This is a genomic window from Pseudomonas sp. DY-1 (assembly GCF_003626975.1).
Taxonomy (GTDB): Bacteria; Pseudomonadota; Gammaproteobacteria; order Pseudomonadales; family Pseudomonadaceae; genus Metapseudomonas.
On record NZ_CP032616.1, the window covers coordinates 5,379,908 to 5,401,281 of the forward strand.

At 64.9% G+C, this 21,374-nt stretch carries 23 protein-coding genes; 12 read left to right on the forward strand and 11 right to left on the reverse strand.

Annotated elements, in window-relative coordinates:
* Positions 1-76: 76 nt before the first annotated feature.
* From D6Z43_RS25315 to D6Z43_RS25345, 7 genes are all read right to left on the reverse strand, one after another.
* Positions 77-1,558, reverse strand: a complete 1,482-nt coding sequence (locus D6Z43_RS25315; protein ID WP_120654737.1) for an amidase — start codon at positions 1,556-1,558, stop codon at positions 77-79.
* Positions 1,559-2,884, reverse strand: a complete 1,326-nt coding sequence (locus D6Z43_RS25320; RefSeq protein WP_120654738.1) for a citrate-proton symporter — start codon at positions 2,882-2,884, stop codon at positions 1,559-1,561.
* Between the two features lie 27 nt (positions 2,885-2,911).
* The gene (locus D6Z43_RS25325; protein WP_120654739.1) at positions 2,912-4,123 is read right to left on the reverse strand and encodes a M20 aminoacylase family protein; all 1,212 of its coding nucleotides are present in this window, start codon (positions 4,121-4,123) and stop codon (positions 2,912-2,914) included.
* A 225-nt stretch (positions 4,124-4,348) separates the two neighbouring features.
* Positions 4,349-4,681 carry an amidase gene (locus D6Z43_RS25330; RefSeq protein ID WP_120654740.1) on the reverse strand — a complete coding sequence of 111 codons (333 nt, stop codon included), beginning with the start codon at positions 4,679-4,681 and terminating at the stop codon, positions 4,349-4,351.
* Positions 4,678-5,790: a serine hydrolase gene (locus tag D6Z43_RS25335; protein ID WP_120654741.1), complete on the reverse strand. Its 1,113-nt coding sequence runs from the start codon at positions 5,788-5,790 to the stop codon at positions 4,678-4,680. The genes D6Z43_RS25330 and D6Z43_RS25335 overlap by 4 nt, the downstream gene beginning before the upstream one ends.
* Before the next feature lie 106 nt (positions 5,791-5,896).
* The gene (locus D6Z43_RS25340) at positions 5,897-6,682 is read right to left on the reverse strand and encodes an MBL fold metallo-hydrolase (RefSeq protein ID WP_120654742.1); all 786 of its coding nucleotides are present in this window, start codon (positions 6,680-6,682) and stop codon (positions 5,897-5,899) included.
* 244 nt (positions 6,683-6,926) lie between these two features.
* On the reverse strand, positions 6,927-7,811 hold the full coding sequence (locus D6Z43_RS25345) for an acyl-CoA dehydrogenase family protein (protein ID WP_120654743.1): 885 nt from the start codon (positions 7,809-7,811) through the stop codon (positions 6,927-6,929).
* Between the two features lie 136 nt (positions 7,812-7,947).
* On the opposite strand from D6Z43_RS25345, the gene olsB reads away from it, so the two are divergent.
* Entirely contained in the window at positions 7,948-8,718 is a 771-nt protein-coding gene (olsB, locus tag D6Z43_RS25350; protein ID WP_028628694.1) for an L-ornithine N(alpha)-acyltransferase, read from the forward strand.
* 11 nt (positions 8,719-8,729) lie between these two features.
* Positions 8,730-9,500, forward strand: a complete 771-nt coding sequence (locus tag D6Z43_RS25355; RefSeq protein WP_120655362.1) for a lysophospholipid acyltransferase family protein — start codon at positions 8,730-8,732, stop codon at positions 9,498-9,500.
* Between the two features lie 7 nt (positions 9,501-9,507).
* Here D6Z43_RS25355 and D6Z43_RS25360 read toward each other — a convergent pair whose 3' ends face one another.
* The gene (locus tag D6Z43_RS25360) at positions 9,508-10,389 is read right to left on the reverse strand and encodes a universal stress protein (RefSeq protein ID WP_120654744.1); all 882 of its coding nucleotides are present in this window, start codon (positions 10,387-10,389) and stop codon (positions 9,508-9,510) included.
* Between the two features lie 69 nt (positions 10,390-10,458).
* Positions 10,459-11,040, reverse strand: coding sequence for an ACP phosphodiesterase (locus D6Z43_RS25365; protein WP_120654745.1), 582 nt, complete (start codon positions 11,038-11,040; stop codon positions 10,459-10,461).
* 123 nt (positions 11,041-11,163) lie between these two features.
* Here D6Z43_RS25365 and D6Z43_RS25370 point away from each other — a divergent pair, with 123 nt between their 5' ends.
* The 8 genes from D6Z43_RS25370 (at position 11,164) to D6Z43_RS25405 (ending at position 17,575) form a co-directional block, all read left to right on the forward strand.
* A complete protein-coding gene (locus D6Z43_RS25370; RefSeq protein ID WP_120654746.1) occupies positions 11,164-11,472 on the forward strand; it encodes a helix-turn-helix transcriptional regulator in 309 nt (102 codons plus the stop codon).
* Positions 11,473-11,517: 45 nt separating this feature from the next.
* Positions 11,518-12,681 (forward strand): MFS transporter, encoded by a 1,164-nt coding sequence (locus tag D6Z43_RS25375; RefSeq protein WP_120654747.1) that lies wholly within the window; start codon positions 11,518-11,520, stop codon positions 12,679-12,681.
* Between the two features lie 15 nt (positions 12,682-12,696).
* Complete coding sequence (locus D6Z43_RS25380) at positions 12,697-13,746, forward strand: alkene reductase (RefSeq protein WP_120654748.1); 1,050 nt, start codon at positions 12,697-12,699, stop codon at positions 13,744-13,746.
* A gap of 276 nt (positions 13,747-14,022) precedes the next feature.
* Complete coding sequence (locus D6Z43_RS25385; protein WP_120654749.1) at positions 14,023-14,604, forward strand: YceI family protein; 582 nt, start codon at positions 14,023-14,025, stop codon at positions 14,602-14,604.
* On the forward strand, positions 14,604-15,758 hold the full coding sequence (locus D6Z43_RS25390; protein WP_120654750.1) for a phosphatidylserine/phosphatidylglycerophosphate/cardiolipin synthase family protein: 1,155 nt from the start codon (positions 14,604-14,606) through the stop codon (positions 15,756-15,758). Before D6Z43_RS25385 ends, D6Z43_RS25390 begins: the two co-directional genes overlap by 1 nt.
* Positions 15,759-15,849: 91 nt before the next feature.
* On the forward strand, positions 15,850-16,461 hold the full coding sequence (locus tag D6Z43_RS25395; protein WP_120654751.1) for a DUF2846 domain-containing protein: 612 nt from the start codon (positions 15,850-15,852) through the stop codon (positions 16,459-16,461).
* A 106-nt stretch (positions 16,462-16,567) separates the two neighbouring features.
* Positions 16,568-17,149, forward strand: a complete 582-nt coding sequence (locus D6Z43_RS25400; protein WP_120654752.1) for a DJ-1/PfpI family protein — start codon at positions 16,568-16,570, stop codon at positions 17,147-17,149.
* Between the two features lie 123 nt (positions 17,150-17,272).
* Positions 17,273-17,575 (forward strand): ribbon-helix-helix domain-containing protein, encoded by a 303-nt coding sequence (locus D6Z43_RS25405; protein ID WP_120654753.1) that lies wholly within the window; start codon positions 17,273-17,275, stop codon positions 17,573-17,575.
* 4 nt (positions 17,576-17,579) lie between these two features.
* On the opposite strand, the gene D6Z43_RS25410 is transcribed toward D6Z43_RS25405, so the two are convergent.
* Positions 17,580-17,978 carry a nuclear transport factor 2 family protein gene (locus D6Z43_RS25410; protein WP_120654754.1) on the reverse strand — a complete coding sequence of 133 codons (399 nt, stop codon included), beginning with the start codon at positions 17,976-17,978 and terminating at the stop codon, positions 17,580-17,582.
* A gap of 113 nt (positions 17,979-18,091) precedes the next feature.
* Between D6Z43_RS25410 and D6Z43_RS25415 the strand changes: the two genes are divergently transcribed.
* Positions 18,092-18,682: a GNAT family N-acetyltransferase gene (locus D6Z43_RS25415; RefSeq protein WP_120654755.1), complete on the forward strand. Its 591-nt coding sequence runs from the start codon at positions 18,092-18,094 to the stop codon at positions 18,680-18,682.
* A complete protein-coding gene (locus tag D6Z43_RS25420; protein ID WP_120654756.1) occupies positions 18,679-19,557 on the forward strand; it encodes a carbon-nitrogen hydrolase family protein in 879 nt (292 codons plus the stop codon). Before D6Z43_RS25415 ends, D6Z43_RS25420 begins: the two co-directional genes overlap by 4 nt.
* A gap of 139 nt (positions 19,558-19,696) precedes the next feature.
* On the opposite strand, the gene D6Z43_RS25425 is transcribed toward D6Z43_RS25420, so the two are convergent.
* Positions 19,697-21,220, reverse strand: coding sequence for a fumarate hydratase (locus D6Z43_RS25425; protein WP_120654757.1), 1,524 nt, complete (start codon positions 21,218-21,220; stop codon positions 19,697-19,699).
* Positions 21,221-21,374 lie beyond the last annotated feature (154 nt).

The following is a 21,374-nucleotide window of genomic DNA, read 5'->3' on the forward strand; positions in this document are numbered from 1 at the left end:
CCGCGCCTCCCGGATTTGCGTTCCGAAAACGCTGCAAGATCGGGACCCGAAGGCGCCAGAGATGCCGCCCATTGGCTTAATCAGCCTCTTTGAGCAACGGTGGCGGACAATTGCGTACCCATTGCGTGAGCTGCTCGTGGGCATGGGCCAGTTGCAGCACCGCCAGGTCAGCTTGCGCCGGGCCCATGATTTGCAGACCCATGGGCAGGCCGGCGGGGTTGAAACCAATCGGTACGCTCATGGCCGGGATACCCGCCAGGGTGGCGCCGATCACCACCTCCATCCAGCGGTGATAGGTGTCCATCTCGTGGCCTGCTATGGCCTTCGGCCAGTGCAGCGTTGCATCGAAAGGAAACACCTGTGCACTGGGGAGCAGCAGGAAGTCGTAACGCTCGAAGAGTTTTTCCACGGCCCGGTACCAGTCGCTGCGGTCCACTGAGGCCTGAAAGACGTCGGCGGCGCTGAGGCCAAGGCCGCTTTCCACTTCCCAGACTGCCTCGGGCTTGAGTCGGGCGCGCCGGGCAGGGTCGGTGTAGGCGGCGCCCAGGCTGCCGCCCACCAGCCATTGCCGGTGCACCAACCAGCAGCGCCAGAGCCGGTCCATGTCGAACGCAGGCTGACAGTCCTCGACCTGGCAGCCGAGGTCGCGGAAATCCGTCAGGGCGCTCTCACACAGAGCCAACAGGCCAGGTTCCATGGGCAGGCGACCGCTCAGGTCGCCCAGCCAACCAATGCGTGCACCGGCGAAATCGCGCTGCAGCGGCCCGATCAGGTCGGCGGTACTGGAAAGGGCCAGCGGCGTAGCACGATGAGGGCCGGCCTGGGTGCGCAACAGTGCCGCCACATCGGCCACGCTTCGGCCCATGGGGCCTTCCGTACCCAGTTGCTGGGCAAACAGCTCGGGTGTGGGGCCGAAGGGCACGCGCCCCTGGGACGGGCGCAGGCCGTAGACGTTGTTGAAGGCCGCCGGGTTGCGCAGCGAGCCCATCATGTCGCTGCCGTCGGCCACCGGCAGCAGGCGCAGCGCCAGGGCGGCTGCCGCTCCGCCGCTACTGCCGCCAGCGCAGAGGCTGGGGTCGTAGGCGTTGCCGGTCGTGCCGAAGACGCTGTTGTAGCTCTGCGAGCCGAGGCCGAACTCCGGGACGTTGCTCTTGCCGATGAAGACTGCACCGGCAGCGCGTACCCGCGAGACGGCGATGGCGTCGTGCTGGGCGATCTGCCCGGCGAACAGCGGAGAACCCATGCTGGTCGGCAGCCCGGCACAGGCAGCCAGGTCCTTCACCGCCTGTGGCATGCCGTGCATCCAGCCCAGCCATTGGCCCCGGGCCAACTGGCGGTCGCGTTCATCGGCCTCGGCCAGCAGTTCCTCTGCCGGGCGCAGTGCAACCAGTGCATTGACCCTGGGATTGAAGCGGTCGATCTGTTCCAGGTAGGCCTGCATCACCTCACGGCAGGACAGCTGGCGCGAGCGGATGGCCTCTGACAGAGGCAGCGCATCCAGTGCGACGATTTCCTGCTGCAGGGTGGCATGGGGAAGATTGGTTTCGAAACGAGTCATTCACAGGCTCCGGGCAGTGGCGAGCAGGTCGCGGCGTTGGCGGCGCTCCAGGGCGGCGGGGGCGCCTTCGCGCAGATAGCAGGTGGCGATGAGGCCGACGAAGGAGGCGAAGAGCACGTAGTAGGCAGGCGCTACCGGCGTGCCGCCCACCTGGGTCAGCCAGGTGACGATGAACGGGGCGAAGCCACCGAACAGCATGACGGCGACGTTGTAGGCGAACGCCAGGCCGGTGGAGCGCACGCGGGTGGGGAACTGTTCGGCGACGGCTGTGGGTGCAGGGCCGTAGAACACGCCGATCATCGAGCAGAGCAGCAGTTGCATCACCAGCAGGCGTTCCAGGCTGGGGGCCTGGGCGACCCAGGAGAACAGCGGATAGACCAGGAGGAAGAAGGCCAGGGTGCCGCCGAACAGTACCGGGCGCCGGCCGATGCGATCAGACAAGGCACCGGATAGCGGAATGATGATGGTCATCAGCGCCACGGCCAGCATCTGCACCATGAACACCTGGTCCAGCGGCAGGCCCAGTTGTTTGTGGGCGAAGGTGGGCATGTTCACCAGCACCACATAGAAGGCCACGGTACCGCTGATGGTGCCGCCCATGGTCGCCAGCACTGCGCGGCGATGTTCGCGCACTACTCGCAGCAGGCTGAAGGATTCGCCTTTGTGTTCTTCCTGGGCATAGATGAAGGCTTCTGTTTCCTCCATGTGGCGACGCATCCACAGCCCCACCGGACCGATCAGCAGACCGAGGATGAACGGAATCCGCCAGCCCCAGCTGTCCAGCGCTTCGGGGGACAGGCTGTGGGTCACCAGGGCGCCCATGCCCGCCCCAGCGAACACCGCCAGGCACTGGCCGAAGAGTTGCCAGGCGCCATAGAGGCCACGGCGGTTGGCGGGTGCGCTTTCCACCAGGAAGGCCGTGGCGCTGGCGTACTCGCCGCCGGTGGCGAAGCCTTGCAGCATGCGCGCGATGACGATCAGCAGGGGGGCACCGATACCGATGGCGGCGTAGTCCGGGGCGAAGGCGATCAGGGCGATGGACAGGGTCATCAGCAGGATGATCAGTTGCATGGCCGCCTTGCGTCCCTTGCGATCCGCGTACATGCCCAGCAGCACGCCGCCTACCGGGCGCATGAAGAAGCCGACGCCGAAGGTGGCCAGGGCCATCAGCAGCGAGGCGTACTCGCTGTCGGAGGGGAAGAACAAGCGGGCGATGATGCTGGACAGGAAGCCGTAGACGATGAAGTCGTACCACTCGAGCGCATTGCCGATGACGGCGGCGGTCACCTGACGGGCGCGCGAGGTTCCGCTTTGGGAAGCGTGCATGGGGAATCTCCGGAATCTGGTGTTGGGCTAGGCGGCAGTGGCAGAAGCCTGGGAAGGCGCGGCGGGGTCCTGGAACCAGGTTTCCGTCAGCGCGGCCCAGTACGCGGCGCCGCGCACCAGGATTTCGTCGTTGAAGTCGTATCCGGGGTTGTGAACCATCGGCCGCCCGGCACCGCTGCCGTTGCCGATGAAGAGGTAGCTGCCGGGGCAGCGCTGGAGCATCCAGGCGAAGTCTTCGCTGCCCATCACGGTGGGGGCTTCGAACACCTGGTCGGCGCCGGCTAGCTCCACGCCTATTTGCCGGGCGAAGGCGGTTTCCGCTGGGCTGTTGATCAGCACCGGGTAGGCCGGACGGTGCTCGATGCTGGCGCGGCAGCCGAGGCTTTCGGCCTGGCTGTGGATGATCCCTTTCACGCGCGCCAGCACCTGCTCGCGCACGTGGGCATCGAGGGCGCGCAGGCTGAGGCGCAGCAGCGCCTGCTGCGGAATTACGTTGGCCGCTTCGCCTGCCTGTAGGGCACCGACGGTAACCACCGCCGCTTGTTGCGGATCGACATTGCGACCAACCACTGTCTGCAGCGCCATCACAGTGCTGGAGGCGGCTACCAGTGGGTCGACGGAGAGGTGCGGCATGGAGCCGTGGCCACCGACGCCTTCGATGACCACTTCCAGCAGGTCCTGGGAGGCCATCAGCGGACCTGCGTGGAAGCACAGGTGGCCGGCCTCCAGGCCCGGCATGTTGTGCATGCCGAACAGTGCCTCGCACGGGAAACGTTCCAGCAGGCCATCTTCGAGCATGGCTTCGGCGCCACCCTGGCCTTCCTCGGCCGGCTGGAAGATCAGGTTCAGGGTGCCCTGGAAGTTGCGGGTCGCGGCCAGGTAGCGTGCCGCCCCGAGCAGCATGACCGTGTGCCCGTCGTGGCCGCAGGCATGCATGCGGCCGGCGTGGCAGCTGCTGTAGGCCAGACCGGTGTTCTCGATGATGGGCAGCGCGTCCATGTCGGCACGCAGGCCAAGCGTGCGGTTGGAGGCGCCATTGCGCAGCACGCCGACTACGCCGGTGCGGCCGACGCCGCTGTGTACTTCATAGCCCCACTCCGTCAGCAGGCGGGCGACCAGGGCGGACGTGCGCTGCTCTTCGAAGCCGAGTTCGGGATGGGCGTGGATGTCCTGGCGCAGCGCTTTCAAGTCGGCGTCTACGTCATCGAGCCAGGCCTGGATGTGTGCGTAACGGGTCATTGTTCTTGTTCTCCTCGTTGGGGCGGCTACCGCCTTTTGCGGCTGGCCCTCAGCTAACCGCGAGGACGAAATGAGAACAATCGAAGGTGGTTCCACAGGGTGGAACAGGGGGGGGGCGAGGGCCGCGTTGGGCTTCGCTCCGCTCAGCCGCAACCTACGGGGACGTCGGGGCGTTCCGTAGGTTGGTTTGAGTCCACGACGCCCAACGGGCGAGGAACGAATGCCTCAGAGAGCACTGTTCGCGTTGGACATCAAGCGGCATCCCTGATGCGGGCTGACCCAGGCGGCAGTGCTGCTGCGCCCGAGGCCGCTGGCGGTCACGCGCTTGTGCTCAGCGTCGTCGAGAAAACCGCTGGTGGGTACGTACTGCTTCACGTAGCCCTGGCAGTAATCGGCGTCGTTGCCCATCACGTAGCGGCAGGAGCAGTACTCCTTGGCGGTGTAGGCGCTGATGATGTCGGGGAAGGCCGCAAGGTGCTGGCGATTTTGCCAGGCCAGCGCGGCCAGCAGGATGAGCGCCAGCACCAGCAGGCTGAGAACGGGACGACGGGCGATCACGGCTGCACCTCCGGGGCGAATGCGGCCAGGGCCAGCTTGAGGAAGTCGTTGTGGTGGTAGCTGCCGTCGCGGTCATCGGCGTAGCGCACGATCACCAGTTTCTGGCTGGGCAGCACGTACAGCGCCTGCCCCCAGTGGCCCAGGGCGGCGAAGGCATCTTCCGGGGCGTCCGGCCAGGGTTTGGCGCTGCCTTCGAGCTGGACGTTGAGCCACCAATGGCCGCCGGGTACGGCCTCTCCGGGCTTGGCCGGATCGGTACGGTACTCGGCGAAGGGCTTGCGGTTGAAGGCGACCCAGTCCGCTGGCAGGAGCTGGCGTTCACCCCAGCGGCCGCCGCGCTGCATCAACAGGCCGACACGCGCCAGGTCGCGGGCTGTCAGGTAGCTGTAGGAAGACCCGACGTAGGTTCCAGCAGCGTCGGTTTCCCAGATTGCCGAGCGAATTCCCAGGGGCTCGAACAGCGCAGTCCAGGGGTACTCCGCGTAGGCCTTTTCCCCGACCATGCCGCGCAGCGTGGCGGACAGCACGTTGGTGTCGCCGCTGGAGTAGCGGAAGCGCTTGCCGGGCACCGCATCCAGTGGGTGCGCGGCGGCGAACGCGGCCATGTCGTCCCGGCCACGGGTATAGAGCATGGCCACCACCGAGGATTTCAGCGGTGCGTACTCGTAGTCCTCCTGCCAGGCGAGCCCGGAGGCCCAATGCAGCAAATGGTCGAGGCGGACACCGGGATGGCCTGCAAAGGCCGGGTAGTAACGTGAGACTGGCTCGTCCAACTTGAAGCGACCCTCGCCATAGGCGACGCCGAGGACGGAGGCCAGCAGGCTCTTGCTCACCGACCAGGTGAGGTGTGGGGTGTCTACGCGGGTGGGACCTGCGTAGTGCTCGTAGATGAGCTCGCCATCTCGGATCACCACCACGGCATCGGTGCGCACGCCCTTGCGGCTGGCGTCGTCACGCTGCGGGAAGGCATAGGATTCGAGCGCCTTCACGGCGGCACTACTGGGCGCAGGGGCTTGTTGCCAGTCGGTGGCGGGCCAGGTTTCAGCCTGGGCCAGACCGGTGAGCAAGCCGAGCGCCATGGCCAGCGGTCGTAGAACGGGGATGGGCATTGTTCGGCCTCTTCTGGTTTCGAAGGGCGAAGCTAGCACGGGCCTTGTGACGGTAAAAAGCGCCGAACGCGCCGGCTGCTGTGGCTATTCGGCGCGATAAGTCAGTTCAGCGTGGCAGGCGGTAGTCGTCCGGACCGAGCAGGTCGAGGCCACATTCCAGGTTCTCGATCCAGTAGAGGAAGGCACTGATCATTTCCTGGCCAACGAAGGGACGGCCGTGCTGCGGGACGATCATCTCCACGTCCATGCCGCGCACCATGTCGGCCCAGAGACGGCAGACCTTGTTGCTGGCCATGTAGCGACGGTGGAAGCCTTCCATGTTCGGCACGTGATTGACGAAGTCGCGCACCGGCGTGGCGTCGTCAACCATGGAGGCGCCCATGTCGCCGGAGAAGAGGATACGGCTGACCGGGTCATAGAGCTGGAAGTTGCCCACCGAGTGGAGGAAGTGTGCCGGCACGGCCTTGAGCTGGCAGCGACCCAGATTGATGGACTGGCCGCGATCGGGCAGGGCGATGATGCGGTCGTAGGTGGAGATGCCGTGGCTGATGGCCAGGTAGTTGGCGGTCAGGTGAGGCAGGAAACGAGCCCAGAGCTTGGAGCAGATCACTCGCGCACGGGTGTGCAGCAGCCATTTGTCGAGGGACGCGATGATGTCCGGGTCCTGGTGGGAGGCGAAGATGTAGGTCAGGTCCTGCACCGGCATGTGCTTGGACAATTCCAGCGACAGCGGCGTGTAGGTCAGGTCGCCGCCCGGGTCCAGCAGCAGGTACTGCTCGTGGTCAGTGATCAGGAACTGGTTGGACTGCACGCCGTCGCCGCTGACCAGATCGTCGAACATCAGGCATTGGTGGGAGCCGTTGTCGAACAGCACGATGGGGTCGCGACGCATGTAAACCTCGATAGGAAAAGCGACGCGCAGATGTAAGGCATTTCTGAAGGACGAGTGCTGACCTGAGTCAATTCAGGCTGAGGCGGGCTTTGCTGTGGGGCGATTTCAATCGCGAATGAATTCGCTCCCACAGGGACACAATCGGAACGTCTTCTGTGGGAGCGGTTTCAACCGCGATGCAGGCCGAAGGTCAGCCATTGATCATGGCCCCATTCGTGAATGACTTCGCTTCTACAGGACCGCGTCAGAGCCCCAGGGCTGCACGGGCTTTCTCCAGCCGCTTGGCCCTTGGTCCACTGGCAATTTCCAGCACGCCCTGGTCGCGCTGCCAGAGGTTGGCCCATTCCGCCGGACCGCTGGCGAAGGCGGCGTCCAACTCTGGCTTGAGTGCCTTGAACTCGGCGAAGAGGGCGGCCAGCAGCAGGTGCATCGTCGGGGTGGTAGCGCACTGGCGGGAGACTTCGGCGGCGCCACTGAGCAGGCTCAGCAGGCGCAGTTGCAGGAGCTGCGGCCAGGCGCTGTCGCGTCCCACGCCATAGAGCCAGGCGACCATCGCAGCGAGGATGTGGAGGTCTTCGATGCTGCGGAAGGGTTTCACGTATGCGTCCCAGCCATCGCCTGCCAGGCGCTCGCAATGGCTGCCTTCCAGGTGCAGGCGGGCATGGGGGACGTCGGGCATCAGCGGCAACGGCTTGAGCTGTTCGACGTGCACGCCGGGAGCGCCATTGCGAACCACCACCAGCGCCAGGCGCGGTGACTCACCTTCGGCCTCCTCACGGGCCGCCACCAGCAACCAGTCGGCGGCGTCGCCAGCGGTGACGAAGTCCTTGCGGCCACTGAGGCTGAGACCCGCCAGGCGCGTCTGCATGTCCGCCGGGCGCACGCTGCGGTTCTCGGTGACGCACAGCGCGCCCAGGCTCAGCGGCGCCGATGGCCAGAGCAGGCGAAGGGCGCCCTGGTAACCCGCCAGGAAAGCCAGGCCGGGGGTAGGCGCCAACTTGCCGCCGAGGACGGCGAGTTCGAAGGGCGTGACCTCGCCCAATCGGTCCAGCAGAGCGCCGTACCAGTCGTCCAGCGGATGGCCGGACGTTAGGCGGGCGGAAGCTTCGAGCAGGCGTTGCCAGGGCATTAGGGATTCCTCGAGGGCTGTCATACAAGCATCACTGGACCGTCATGGTCGTGACACCGGGTCTACCTAGCCTGAGCTTGCACAACAAGATCGTCCGGCTGCAACCGGGATCGAGCCGGCCTACGGAGGCTTATTCATGACCCAGATCGCCATGACCCGCGACAGTGTCGCACCCAACGGGAAAAGCCCTCGCCGCCTGCAGGCCGAGCGCCTGGAAGGCATCGCTGCGCTGCGTGAGGCACAGGCCCTGCGTTTCCGCGTATTCAGCGCCGAGTTCGACGCCAAGCTGCAAGGTGCCGAATTCGGTCTCGACATGGATGACTACGATCCGCACTGCGAGCACATCGGCGTGCGGGATCTGGACAGCGGTGAGCTGGTCGCCACCACCCGCCTGCTCGACCACCAGGCCGCCCGCGACCTGGGTCGCTTCTACAGCGAAGAGGAGTTCAGCCTCCACGGACTCGGTGAACTGCAGGGCCCGGTGCTGGAAATTGGTCGTACCTGCGTCGACCCGGCCTACCGTAATGGCGCGACCATCGCCGTGCTTTGGGGTGAGCTGGCCGAGGTGTTGAACCAGGGCGGCTACCGCTACCTGATGGGCTGCGCCAGCATTCCGATGCAGGACGGCGGCATCCAGGCCCAGGCCATCATGCAGCGTCTGCGCGAGCGTTATCTGTGCACCGAATACCTGCGCGCCGAGCCCAAGAACCCGCTACCCATCCTGGAGTTGCCGGGCAACGTGATTACCGAGATGCCGCCGCTGCTCAAGGCATACATGCGCCTGGGGGCGAAGGTCTGCGGCGAGCCCTGCTGGGACCCGGACTTCCAGGTGGCCGACGTGTTCATCCTGCTCAAGCGCGACGAGCTCTGCCCGCGTTACGCCCGCCACTTCAAGGCAGCGGTCTGAGGCCGGGCATGCTGAAGTCCGTACGTTTCTACGCGCGCGTTGTCCGGCTGATGGCGGTGATTGGCCTCGGCCTGTCACTGGCTGCCTGGGTTTCCGTATTGGAGCGCCTGAGGCGTGCCGAGCTCATGGCCACCCGGCAGCGCCTGACCCGCTGGTTCCTCAACTGCCTGGCCGGTGCCTTGCCGTTTCGCGTACACGTCAGCGGAAGCGTGCCGGATCAGCCGATGCTCTGGGTGAGCAATCACGTGTCCTGGACCGATATTCCACTGCTCGGCGCCGTCGCGCCGTTGTCGTTCCTCTCCAAAGCCGAGGTGCGTACCTGGCCGGTTGCCGGCTGGCTGGCGCACAAGGCCGGCACGCTGTTCATCCGCCGCGGCTCGGGGGATAGCGGATTGGTTGGCCAGCAACTCGCCCGTCATCTGGGCGATGGGCGCAACCTGTTGATCTTCCCGGAGGGCACTACTACCGACGGTAGCCTCCTGAAGACTTTCCACAGTCGCCTGCTGACCAGCGCGGTCGAGACCGGTGTGCCGGTGCAACCGGTGGCCATCCGTTACCTGCGTAATGGCGAGCGTGACAATGTTGCCCCCTTCATCGGCGAGGACGACCTGCTTTCGCATCTGGTCCGCCTGTTGCGCAGTGATCTGGCAGAAGTGGAAATCCGGTTGCTCGAACCAGTGTCGAGCCAGGGGCTGACCCGCACGGTGCTGAGTCAGAAAGCGAAGAGCGCCGTGCAACTGGCGCTCTTCGGCGAGGAGGAAGACGAGGCATTGGCCGCCTGATAGGTGGTCAGGCCTTGTCTTTGTCCGGCCAGCGGATTGGCGGCACCGCGAGGATGTCGCAGGCCAGCTCGCGTATGGCGGCATCGGCGACACTGCCAATCAGTATCCGCTTCATACCCGTCAATCCACGCGTGCCCATGACCAGCAGGTCGACGGAGTCGCGTTCCAGTACGCGACGCAGCGCGGTCATAGGTTGGCCTTCCTCGATCAGGCGCTGGTCGACGTGTGCGCCCAGTTCCTCTCGGCGCAGGAACTCATCCAGCGCGGCTGTGGCTCGGCGGCGTTCGTCGGCACTGTAGTCGCCCGGTATCGCCCCGGCGCCGGCAGAGGCCGCCAGCATCATCGCGCCACCCAGCGGGTCGAAGGCATGCAGCGCCTTGGTGCCAGTCTTCGGCAGCAGGCCCAGTTCTACGGCGGCACGCACCGCCTGGGCGGAAGCCGGGGAGCAGTCCAGGGCCAGGAGGGGCATCCGGTAGTCGTCTTCCGCCACTTTGTTCACTAGCAGGATGGGTACATGGCTGGTGCGCAGCAGACGTTCCAGGGTGGTACCCGCGAAGATGTCGCGCAGCGGGTTCTTGCGGTGGCTGCCGACAACCAGCAGGTCGATGTCGGCCCAGCGGGTGCAGTCGGTGATGTGCTTGGCCGGATCACCCACTTCCACCCAGATTTCGGGTGCGCGGCCAGCCAGTTCGGTGAAGAGATCCAGCTGCTCGTTCAGGTAGCGGCGGACCTGCTCCACTTCCAACTCGATGCGCAATTGCGGCTGGTCTTCATCGACTACGTGAAGGATGAACCAGGGGCAGTTGAACTGATGGGCCAGCCGGGCTGCTCGCCGCAGGGCACGGTCTGAACGGTTGGAAAGGTCGGTCGCGAGCATCAGGGCTTTCATCGGACGCCTCCTTTAGCGGATTCCTAAGCTTATTCCACTGCAGGTGTAGGAAATTTCCCTTGATGCAGGTCAAGCGATGTTTGGCTGGCCGCCGGCGAACTGCTGGAGCTGTGGATAGAACTGCCGAAAATCCTCGCTCAGGGGGTGGTACAGCTGTTCCAGCTCGGCCATGGCGCCGGCCAGCGCTTCGGGACGCGAAAGGCGACGGGATATGCCGGCAACGACCAGTTCCAGCGTCTCGAACTCCCGATAGCTGCCCAACCAATCCTGGGCCGCCATGCGTGGCGCGATGAGGGCCAGGCGGCCGGGCAGTTCGGGCTCGTTGCCCAGGACCTGGTAGACGTGGCGGGTGAAGGCGTCCAGCGGTTCGGTGGCGTAGAGCTTCCAGTCCCGAGCCAGGCAGTGGTCGAAGAAGACATCCAGCAGGATGCCGGCGAATCGCCGTCGCTCGTTGGGAAAGCGCAATCTGGCCTGGGTGATCAGGGGATGGCTGTCGGTGAAGACATCGATGCGCCGGTGCAGGCGGATTGCGGCTTCGATCTCCGCCGGCCAGCGTCCGGCCAGCGGCCCTTTGACGAAGTCACCGTAAAGGCTGCCGAGCAGTTGTGCAGGCTGCGAGCCGCCGAGATGGAGGTGGGCGAGGTAGTTCATTGGCTGAGCTTAACCCAGGGGCGGTTTTATCATGGCGGTCGATGATGACTATCGTCACAAACGATCTGCGTATCGATTTTGATCGATATAAAGTTCGCTCCATCTCGATATGAGAACCCGGCCATGAGCACACAGATTGACCTCGACGAAATCATCAAGGCACTCGCCCATCCCGTGCGACGGGAGATGCTGCAGTGGCTCAAGGAACCGGAAAAGTATTTCGTCGAGCAGGACCACCCGTTCGAAATCGGCGTCTGCGCCGGCAAGTTCGACCAGCGTTGCGGACTGTCCCAGTCCACCGTCTCGACGCACCTGGCGACCTTGCAGCGCGCCGGGCTGGTGACCAGCCGCAAGGTGGGCCAATGGAACTTCTTCAAACGCAATGAAGCCGTCATCGCTGAATTTCTTCGCCAGATGAGCGACGAGCTGTAACTGCAGCACCTGCCACAACCCGAAAATCTTCCCAGGAGCAGGCCAATGCCTACTGCGCTTCTCGTCCTCGCCTTGTCCGCATTTGCGATAGGCACAACCGAATTCGTCATCATGGGCCTGCTGCCCGAGGTAGCTGCCGACCTTGGCGTGTCCATTCCCGGCGCCGGCTGGCTGGTCACCGGCTATGCCCTGGGCGTGGCCATCGGCGCACCGTTCATGGCGCTGGTCACCTCGAAGCTGCCACGCAAGCGCGCTCTGCTGGTCCTGATGGGCGTGTTCATCATTGGTAACCTGCTTTGCGCCATCGCCGCCAACTACGGCCTGCTGATGTTGGCTCGAGTCGTCACCGCACTCTGCCATGGCGCCTTCTTCGGTATCGGTTCTGTGGTGGCGGCGAGCCTGGTGCCGGCCAACCGCAAGGCCTCCGCCGTCGCCCTGATGTTCACCGGCCTGACCCTGGCCAACGTGCTTGGCGTTCCTCTGGGCACCGCCCTGGGCCAGGCCGCCGGTTGGCGCTCGACCTTCTGGGCCGTGACCCTGATCGGCATCGCCGCTCTGATCGGCCTGTGGCGGGTGCTGCCGCGCCAGGACGATGAAGAAGCCACCGACATCCGTGCCGAGTTCGCCGCCCTGCGTGGTGCCGGGCTGTGGCTGGCTCTGTCCACCACCGTGCTGTTCTCCGCCGCGGTGTTCTGCATCTTTACCTACGTCGCGCCGTTGCTTGGCGAGGTGACCGGTATTTCGCCCCGAGGTGTGACCTGGAGCCTGTTGCTGATCGGGCTTGGTCTGACGCTGGGCAACGTGATCGGTGGCCGCCTGGCCGACTGGAAGCTGGCGCAGACCCTGATGGGGGTATTCGTCGCGCTGGCTGTTGCCTCCAGTGCCCTGACCTGGACCAGCGCTGCGCTGATCCCCACGGAAATCACGCTGTTCCTCTGGGCGACGGCCGCCTTCGCCGCGGTGCCGGCCCTACAGGTCAACGTTGTGAACTTCGGCAGTGCCGCGCCGAACCTGGTTTCCACCCTGAACATCGGTGCCTTCAACGTGGGCAATGCCCTTGGTGCCTGGGTCGGAGGCCTGGTCATCAGCCAGGGTTACGGCCTCACCACAGTTCCCCTGGCCGCTGCCGTACTGGCGATCCTCGCCCTGATAGCGACCCTGCTCACCTTCAGCAACCGTACTCCCGAGCTGCAAGCGGCTCTCGACTGACCCGAGGTAAACGACATGCCCACGCTTTTCGACCCCATCAAGATCGGCGATCTGGAACTTTCCAACCGCATCATCATGGCGCCGCTGACCCGCTGCCGCGCCGACGAGGGCCGCGTGCCCAATGCGCTGATGGCGGAGTACTACACCCAGCGCGCGTCCGCCGGGCTGATCATCAGCGAAGCCACTTCCGTCACTCCCCTGGGTGTCGGCTACCCGGACACCCCCGGCATCTGGTCCGACGAGCAGGTGAAGGGTTGGAGCAACGTCACCAAGGCCGTCCACGCCAACGGCGGCAAGATCGTCCTGCAGCTGTGGCACGTAGGCCGCATCTCCGACCCCAGCTACCTGGGTGGCGACGCGCCCGTGGCGCCCAGCGCCATCGCGGCCAAGGGGCACGTCAGCCTGCTGCGCCCGCTGCGTGACTATCCGGTGCCGCGTGCCCTGGAAACCGAAGAGATCGCCGACATCGTCGAGGCCTATCGAGTCGGCGCGGAGAACGCCCAGGCTGCTGGTTTCGATGGCGTGGAAATCCACGCTGCCAACGGCTACCTGCTGGATCAGTTCCTCCAGGACGGCACCAACAAGCGCACTGACCAGTACGGCGGCTCCATCGAAAACCGCGCGCGTCTTCTGCTGGAAGTGACTGATGCCGCGATCAAGGTGTGGGGCGCTGGCCGCGTAGGCGTGCATCTGGCTCCGCGTGCCGATTCCCACGACATGGGGGATTCCGACCTGGCGGCTACCTTCGGCTATGTCGCCCGTGAACTGGGCAAGCGTGGCGTCGCCTTCATCTGTGCCCGCGAGAAGGAGGGCGAAGACAGCCTGTCACCGCAACTGAAGGAAGCCTTCGGCGGCGTGTTCATCGCCAACGAGCGCTTCACCCGGGACAGCGCCAGTGCCTGGCTGGAAAGTGGCAAGGCCGATGCCGTGGCCTTTGGCATTCCCTTCATCGCCAACCCCGACCTGCCTGAGCGTCTGCGCCTGGATGCACCGTTGAACGAGCCGCGTCCGGAGCTCTTCTACGCCAAGGGTCCGGTGGGCTACATCGACTATCCGCGCCTGTAACAGCGCAACAGGCCTTGTAGGGGTGAATTCATTCGACAAGGGCCGCGCCGCGGCCCCGAGGTGGCTTTGCCTGCGTGCAGGCCTTCGGCCTGCCTGGGAAATGAATTCGCCCCTACAGTTATCTTGGCGAGATCAAATTTCCGATTCCTCTGGTAGCTTTGCTTCCATTGTCCGTCCGTCGGGATCGCCCCAGGGGGAACCCGGTGGCGATTCGTGTGACCAATGGAGTCCGGCCTGAGTCTCTGGGCCGTCAGCGACATGCCAAAGGAAGCCCGCATGCACAAATCGATACGCCCCCTCGTTGCCCTGCTCGCCGCTCTGGCGTTGCCCGTCCACGCGAGCTGGTACCTGGACAACGAGTCATCGCGGATCTCCTTTATCTCCACCAAGTCCGGCAGCATCTCCGAGGTACACCGCTTCCTCACCCTGCACGGCAAGATCGGCAAGGATGGCAAGGCCAACCTGCGCGTGGAGCTGGAGTCAGTGAGCACTGGCGTGCCGCTGCGCGACCAGCGCCTGCGGGATCAGTTCTTCGAAATCGCCAAGTACCCCGAGGCCGAGGTCAGCGCCCAACTTGACCTGCGTCCGATCACCGACCTGGCACCTGGTGCACAACTGGAGCTGGGCCTGCCGCTCACCGTGAAGATTCGCGAAAAGCAGCAGCAATACCGCGCGGAACTCCTGGCCACCCGCCTCGATGACCATCGCTTCCAGGTGGTGACCCTGGCGCCGCTGGTGCTCCAGGTGGAGGACTTCGGCCTGACCACGGCGCTGGATGGCCTGCGCAAGCTCGCCGGCCTGCCGGGCATCAGCCTGTCGGTGCCGGTGGGGGCCGTGCTGATCTTCACGGAGCGCTGATGGGGCAGATCTTCCCCTGGAAGTCCGGCAACCGCCTCGAGTTGCTGATTGACGGCCCGCAGTTCTTCCCGATCATGCTCACCGCCATTGCACGGGCCGAGTACCAGGTTGCGCTGGAGTTGTACCTGGTGGAAGACGGCCGTTGCAGCGAAGCGCTGGTAGATGCGTTGTGCGTTGCTGCCGTGCGCGGAGTGCGCGTGCGTTGCCTGTTCGATGATTTCGGCAGCCTGAAACTTGGCAGGGTGCTTCGCGAGCGACTCAACGATGCCGGGGTGCTGCTGCAGTTCTACAACCCGCTGCGCTGGCGGCGCGGCTTCAGGAACCTGTATCGCGACCATCGCAAGATCCTCGTGGTGGATGACCGACTGGCATTCGTGGGCGGCACCGGCGCCACCGACGAATTCTGGGACCCGGCGCAGGAAGCCAGCCGTTGGCACGAGGTGATGGTCGCAATCGAGGGCCCGCTGGTGGCGCACTGGCAATTGATCTTCGACTACCAGTGGCTGGCCAACCTCGGCCGCCGCCCCTGGAAATCGGGCGATGCGCCGGGCCTGGCGCATCTGCCACCCTATCCGGCGGTGGGCGAGGGGCTTGGTCGCCTGGCCTACGCCGATGCCAGCCAGCATCGCGACATTGTCCAGTCGCTGGTGCGCAGTATCCGCACGGCGCGCAATCGTGTGTGGCTGGCGACGCCCTACTTCCTGCCGAGCTGGAAGGTTCGCCGTGCCCTGATCAAGGCCGCACGACAGGGGGTCGAAGTGCGCCTGCTGCTCACCAGCCGTCACACCGACCACCCGCCGATACGCTTCGCTGGCCAGCGCTACTACCCGCGCCTCCTGCGTGCCGGCGTGCGGATATTCGAGTACCAGCAGCGCTTCCTGCATCTGAAAATGGTGCTGGCCGATGACTGGGTCAGCGTCGGCTCCTGCAACTTCGACCACTGGAACCTGCGCTTCAACCTCGAGGCCAACGTGGAGGCGCTGGACCAGAACTTCACTCAGGCGGTCGATGCCTGCATGCGCCAGGATTTCTCCGATAGTCGCGAGATCACCATGGACGACTGGCATGCCCGGCCCCTGATCAAACGCTTGCGCCAGCGCCTTTGGGGATGGCTGGACCGTCTGGTGGTGAATCTGCTTGACCGCCGCCGCTAGCGGCACGGGAATGGCCGCCGCACTTTCGTCGGGTGTCTGCGGATCGATGCCGGGCTAGGCTTGCTCCACAACAACAAGAGGGAGTGGCTGCATGGGCCGCCGATACCTGCCGATCCTGCTGCTGTGCGCCGTGCTGGGCGGCTGTTCCACCCCAGGTGCGTTCTTCGGTGCAACCGAGGGACCGGCCTTCCAGTCCATTGCGCCGAGCGATGGCGAGCACGCGCTGGTCTACCTCTATCGGCCGCAAAGCCAATGGGCCGACCAGGAACTGGAAGCACCTGGCATCTTCCTCAATAAGGAACTGATCGGCAGCCTGCCGAGCAATGGCTACCAGGCATTGGAATTCGAAGCCGCCAGCTACAAGCTGGAAGTGCGTCGGCCCCTGTTCGGCAGCTACTGGACCCTGTTCGCCGACGGTCCACTGGACTTCACCCTGGTCACTTCCTTTGCTCTGGACGCCAGCGCCGGTCGAACCTACTTCCTGCGCTACGACGAACTGGACCCGCCGCCGAAGAACAGCGAACAGCCCGGCGCGGGCAACGGTCCACTGCAACTGGTGGAGGAATCCCTGGGCAGCCAGGAAATCACTGCCACCCGTCAGGTGAAGCCGATCGAGCGGGTTGCCGCCAGCGGTGAAGTGGTACGCCCTCAGGAGGGTTTCTGGCGCGGCGTGGGCCGGGTGCTGGATAAGATTGGCATCTGACGCTTGGCATTCCAGTAGTAGGGGCCTATTACCCGCGATCGAAAGACGCCGTGGATAATTGGCTACCCTTTGAAGCCTCAGGGCTTCCAATCCAGGAGGATGCGAAATGGCCGCGAAGAAGATTCTGATGCTGGTCGGCGACTACGCCGAAGACTACGAAACCATGGTGCCGTTCCAGGCCCTGCTGATGGTGGGTCACACGGTGCACGCCGTGTGCCCGGACAAGATCGCCGGCCAGAGCGTGCGCACCGCCATCCATGACTTCGAAGGTGACCAGACCTACAGCGAGAAGCCTGGCCACAACTTTGCCCTCAACTTCGACTTCGCCAAGGTCAAGGCAGAGGACTACGACGCCCTGTTGATCCCGGGGGGGCGCGCGCCAGAGTACCTGCGCCTGAACGCTGCCGTGTTGGAGTTGGTGAAGGCCTTCGACAAGACGGGCAAGCCCATTGCCGCGGTCTGCCATGGCGCCCAACTACTGGCGGCCGCCGGCGTGCTGGAGGGGCGCGAGTGCAGCGCTTATCCGGCGTGCGGCCCGGAAGTCAGGCTCGCCGGTGGCCAGTTTGTGGATATCCCGGTGGATGCTGCCCACACCCAGGGCAATCTGGTCACCGCCCCGGCCTGGCCGGCTCACCCTGCCTGGCTGGCAGGTTTCCTCAAGCTGCTCGGGACGAAGATCGAGCTGTGAGGTGCGTAGGGTGGAAACCGCTTTAGGTTTCCACCACCGAGGTCGTGCCGGCCTCCGAGGGTGGATTGGTGAAGCGTGATCCACCCTGCGCCGATGCACCACACCATGAACCTGGAGGCACCCATGTGCGAGCTGTACGTCAAGGCCGATCCCATCCTCTACGAGTCCCGCTCGCGCTCGCTGCGAATCCGCGGGGTCGTGACCACCCTGCGCCTGGAAAACCAGTTCTGGGACATCCTGCGAGAGATCGCCGAGGTGGATGGCATGACCACCAACCAACTCATCACCAAGCTCTACGACGAGGTGATGGAGTACCGCGGCGAGGTGATCAACTTTGCCTCTTTCCTGCGGGTGAGCTGCACCCGCTATCTGGCTCAGCGGCGCGCCACGGTCGTCGAGCTGCCAAAGGCGCGAGCGCAGGGCTGAGACCTTAAACCACCTGTTCGACCCAGTCGTTCAGGTTGTAGTAGTTGGTCACGCGGGCGATCTTGCCGCAGTGGATGTGGAAGAAGGCGCCCGCTGGCAGCACGTAGGTCTGGCCCTTGGCCGGCGGCAGGCCCTCATCGTCGGACAGGTACTGGCCGTGCACTACGAACTCGGCGGCGGCGCGGCTGCCGTCGGCACTTTGCATGACCACGATGTCTGACAGTCGCTCCTTATAGCAGCGGTTCATTTTGTCCATGAAAGCTGCGAAAGCGGCCTTGCCCTGCTGGCGTTCGCCCTGGTTGATGTCGTGCACCACATCCTCGCTGAGCAGGGCGAGGAAGGCCGGCATGTCGCTGGCGTTGAAGGCGGCGTAATAGGCTTGCACCAGTTCGGTAGCGGTCATGGTTGGGTTCCTGTCGCAATGGGGTCATTCGGTCCGTGCCCGGCATGATAGGTTCTTGACCCAGACCCGGCTTAGCCAGGGGCGTCATCCACATCGCCAGAACGACCGCTCCCATGCAGATCCGACTTCTCCAGGGCGCTGCCATCGCGCCCCACATTGAAGACCTCGCACGCCTTCGACTGACGGTTTTCCGCGAGTTTCCCTATCTCTACGATGGCACGCTGGACTATGAAGCGCGCTACCTCTCGACTTATGCCGAGTCACCGGAAAGCCTCTTTGTCCTGGCCCTGGATGGCCAGCGCGTCGTAGGTGCTTCCACTGGCCTGCCGATGGCGGATGAAACGGAGGAGTTCCAGCGGCCCTTCCGCGAGCGGGGCTGGGACCCGAAGCGCATCTTCTACTTCGGTGAGTCCGTGCTGCAGGCCGAATACCGGGGCAGCGGTCTGGGCGTGCGCTTCTTCGCCGAGCGCGAGGGGTACGCACGGCGCCTGGGTCGTTTTCGCCATTGCGCCTTCTGCGCGGTGGAACGACCGGACGATCATCCACGACGGCCTCCGGGCTACCAGCCGCTCAATGAGTTCTGGGCGCGGCGTGGCTATAGCCACCATCCGGAGCTGCGCACCGAATACCACTGGCGCGACCTGGACGAAGATTCGCAGTCGGCCAAACCCATGTCCTTCTGGCTCAAGGAGCTCACTCCATGATCAGGATCGCCGCCTGCCAGTACGCCATCGAACTGCATGAGAGCTGGGACGCCTACGCCGCACACCTGGAGGCAGTCTGCGCCGAGGCGTCAGCGACTGGCGCGAAACTGCTGGTGCTGCCCGAGTACGCCGGCCTGGTGCTGGCAGGCCAGTTGCCGCCGGATGAGCGGGGCGACCTGCAGGCGTCCATCGTCGGCATCCAGCCGCTCCTGCAGGACTGGCGAGCGCTGTGCGCCGGCATTGCCGCGAAGCTCGGTGTCTACTTGCAGCCCGGCAGCCTGCCGGTGCGTGACGCAGACGGGCGCTTTCGCAACCGCGCCTGGCTGTTCGGTCCGGGCGGCGAACTCGGCCATCAGGACAAGCTGATCATGACCCGTTTCGAGCGAGAGCAGTGGGGCATCGTGGCGGGGGAGGGGCTGAAGGTGTTCGACACGGCCCTGGGACGACTGGGCATCCTGATCTGCTACGACAACGAGTTCCCCATGCTGGCGCGTACCCTGGCCGAAGGCGGCGTCGACCTGATCCTCGCCCCCAGCTGCACCGACACCGAAGCCGGCTACAACCGTGTGCGCATCGGTGCCCAGGCGCGCGCACTGGAGAACCAGATCGCCGTGCTCCAGGCCCCCACCGTCGGCTTGGCGCCATGGTCGCCCGCGCTTGACGAGAACATCGGCCGCGCCGGCCTTTATGTACCGCCGGACTACGGCATGCCGAGCAATGGTGTTATCGCGGAAAGCCCCGAACTCTGCCCCGCTTCCAGCCAGTGGCTGATCTGCGATCTGGATCTGGAGGAGGTGCGCCGTGTGCGTACGGAAGGGCAGGTGTTCACCCGGCGGGACTGGCCGGAGCAGTTTGGCCAGGCACAGCTCCAGTAAGTTGGTGCGGGGTGGCGTTCCGCTTGCTCGGAGCGAAGTTCGGTATCGCTGTGTTCGGCCTCGTAAGCTCAGCGCCAACCTGCGGGTACAACGAAAAAGCCCGGCACATGGCCGGGCTTTTTCATGGAGCGATGTAGGCTTACTTCACTTCCACCGCCAGGTTCTCGGCGATCTTCTGTTGCCAGATCGCCGGGCCGGTGATGTGGACCGACTCGCCGTTGGTATCGACGGCGACGGTGACCGGCATGTCCTTCACGTCGAACTCGTAGATGGCTTCCATACCGAGTTCGGCGAAGGCCAGGACCTTGGACTTCTTGATCGCCTGGGCCACCAGGTAGGCGGCGCCGCCGACGGCCATCAGGTAGACAGCCTTGTTGTCCTTGATCGCTTCGATGGCGATAGGGCCACGCTCGGACTTGCCGATCATACCCAGCAGGCCGGTGCTTTCGAGGATCTGGCGGGTGAACTTGTCCATGCGGGTCGCGGTGGTCGGGCCAGCCGGGCCAACCACTTCATCACCGACCGGATCGACCGGGCCGACGTAATAGATGAAGCGGCCTTTCAGGTCCACCGGCAGTTCTTCGCCCTTGTTCAGCATGTCGACCATGCGCTTGTGCGCGGCGTCGCGGCCGGTGAGCATCTTGCCGTTGAGCAGCAGGGTTTCGCCCGGCTTCCAGCTCTGCACTTCTTCCGGGGTGATCTTGTCCAGGTCGACGCGGCGAGCGGACGGGCCGGCTTCCCAGACGATCTCCGGGTAGGCGTCCAGCGGCGGGGCTTCCAGTTCGGCGGGGCCGGAGCCGTCGAGCACGAAGTGGGCGTGCCGGGTAGCCGCGCAGTTGGGGATCATGCACACCGGCAAGGAGGCGGCGTGGGTCGGGTAGTCCATGATCTTCACGTCGAGCACGGTGGTCAGGCCGCCCAGGCCCTGGGCGCCGATGCCCAGCTGGTTGACCTTCTCGAACAGCTCGAGGCGCATTTCCTCGATCTTGTTCTGCGGACCGCGGGCCTTCAGCTCGTGGATGTCGATCGGGTCCATCAGGACTTCCTTCGCCATCACCGCAGCCTTCTCGGCGGTACCACCGATACCGATGCCGAGCATGCCCGGCGGGCACCAGCCGGCGCCCATGGTCGGGACGGTTTTCAGTACCCAGTCGACGATGGAGTCGGACGGGTTGAGCATGGCCATCTTCGACTTGTTCTCGGAGCCGCCGCCCTTGGCCGCGACGTCCACTTCCACGGTGTTGCCGGGAACGATGGAGTAGTGGATGACCGCCGGGGTGTTGTCCTTGGTGTTCTTACGGCTGCCTGCCGGGTCGGCCAGGATGGACGCGCGCAGGACGTTCTCGGGCAGGTTGTAGGCGCGACGCACACCCTCGTTGATCATGTCGTCCACGCTCATGGTGGCGCCGTCCCAGCGCACGTCCATGCCGACGCGGACGAACACGGTGACGATACCGGTGTCCTGGCAGATCGGGCGGTGGCCGGTGGCGCACATGCGCGAATTGATCAGGATCTGCGCCATGGAGTCGCGCGCGGCGGGCGACTCTTCACGCAGATAGGCCTCATGCATGGCCTGGATGAAATCCACGGGATGGTAGTAGGAGATGAACTGCAGGGCGTCGGCGACACTCTGGATCAGATCATCTTGCTTGATCACGGTCATGTGGGCGCTCCTCTTGGAGGGAACATCAGGGAAGCGCCGGACCACGACCCGGCGCGCGAGGCTAAAAAAGGCGCGGCAGTATAGCGCGTGGTGCCATTCGGGCACAGTCGCCGGTAGTCGACCTTGGTCGGTTGTCGGCCACATCCTACAGGCT

Coding starts and splice junctions, on each gene's coding strand:
- D6Z43_RS25315 (WP_120654737.1), bottom strand. CDS start 1,558: ATGACTCGTTTCGAAACCAATCTTCCCCATGCCACCCTGCAGCAGGAA.
- D6Z43_RS25320 (WP_120654738.1), bottom strand. CDS start 2,884: ATGCACGCTTCCCAAAGCGGAACCTCGCGCGCCCGTCAGGTGACCGCC.
- D6Z43_RS25325 (WP_120654739.1), bottom strand. CDS start 4,123: ATGACCCGTTACGCACACATCCAGGCCTGGCTCGATGACGTAGACGCC.
- D6Z43_RS25335 (WP_120654741.1), bottom strand. CDS start 5,790: ATGCCCATCCCCGTTCTACGACCGCTGGCCATGGCGCTCGGCTTGCTC.
- D6Z43_RS25340 (WP_120654742.1), bottom strand. CDS start 6,682: ATGCGTCGCGACCCCATCGTGCTGTTCGACAACGGCTCCCACCAATGC.
- D6Z43_RS25345 (WP_120654743.1), bottom strand. CDS start 7,811: ATGCCCTGGCAACGCCTGCTCGAAGCTTCCGCCCGCCTAACGTCCGGC.
- olsB (WP_028628694.1), top strand. CDS start 7,948: ATGACCCAGATCGCCATGACCCGCGACAGTGTCGCACCCAACGGGAAA.
- D6Z43_RS25360 (WP_120654744.1), bottom strand. CDS start 10,389: ATGAAAGCCCTGATGCTCGCGACCGACCTTTCCAACCGTTCAGACCGT.
- D6Z43_RS25365 (WP_120654745.1), bottom strand. CDS start 11,040: ATGAACTACCTCGCCCACCTCCATCTCGGCGGCTCGCAGCCTGCACAA.
- D6Z43_RS25370 (WP_120654746.1), top strand. CDS start 11,164: ATGAGCACACAGATTGACCTCGACGAAATCATCAAGGCACTCGCCCAT.
- D6Z43_RS25375 (WP_120654747.1), top strand. CDS start 11,518: ATGCCTACTGCGCTTCTCGTCCTCGCCTTGTCCGCATTTGCGATAGGC.
- D6Z43_RS25380 (WP_120654748.1), top strand. CDS start 12,697: ATGCCCACGCTTTTCGACCCCATCAAGATCGGCGATCTGGAACTTTCC.
- D6Z43_RS25385 (WP_120654749.1), top strand. CDS start 14,023: ATGCACAAATCGATACGCCCCCTCGTTGCCCTGCTCGCCGCTCTGGCG.
- D6Z43_RS25390 (WP_120654750.1), top strand. CDS start 14,604: ATGGGGCAGATCTTCCCCTGGAAGTCCGGCAACCGCCTCGAGTTGCTG.
- D6Z43_RS25395 (WP_120654751.1), top strand. CDS start 15,850: ATGGGCCGCCGATACCTGCCGATCCTGCTGCTGTGCGCCGTGCTGGGC.
- D6Z43_RS25400 (WP_120654752.1), top strand. CDS start 16,568: ATGGCCGCGAAGAAGATTCTGATGCTGGTCGGCGACTACGCCGAAGAC.
- D6Z43_RS25405 (WP_120654753.1), top strand. CDS start 17,273: ATGTGCGAGCTGTACGTCAAGGCCGATCCCATCCTCTACGAGTCCCGC.
- D6Z43_RS25410 (WP_120654754.1), bottom strand. CDS start 17,978: ATGACCGCTACCGAACTGGTGCAAGCCTATTACGCCGCCTTCAACGCC.
- D6Z43_RS25415 (WP_120654755.1), top strand. CDS start 18,092: ATGCAGATCCGACTTCTCCAGGGCGCTGCCATCGCGCCCCACATTGAA.
- D6Z43_RS25420 (WP_120654756.1), top strand. CDS start 18,679: ATGATCAGGATCGCCGCCTGCCAGTACGCCATCGAACTGCATGAGAGC.
- D6Z43_RS25425 (WP_120654757.1), bottom strand. CDS start 21,220: ATGACCGTGATCAAGCAAGATGATCTGATCCAGAGTGTCGCCGACGCC.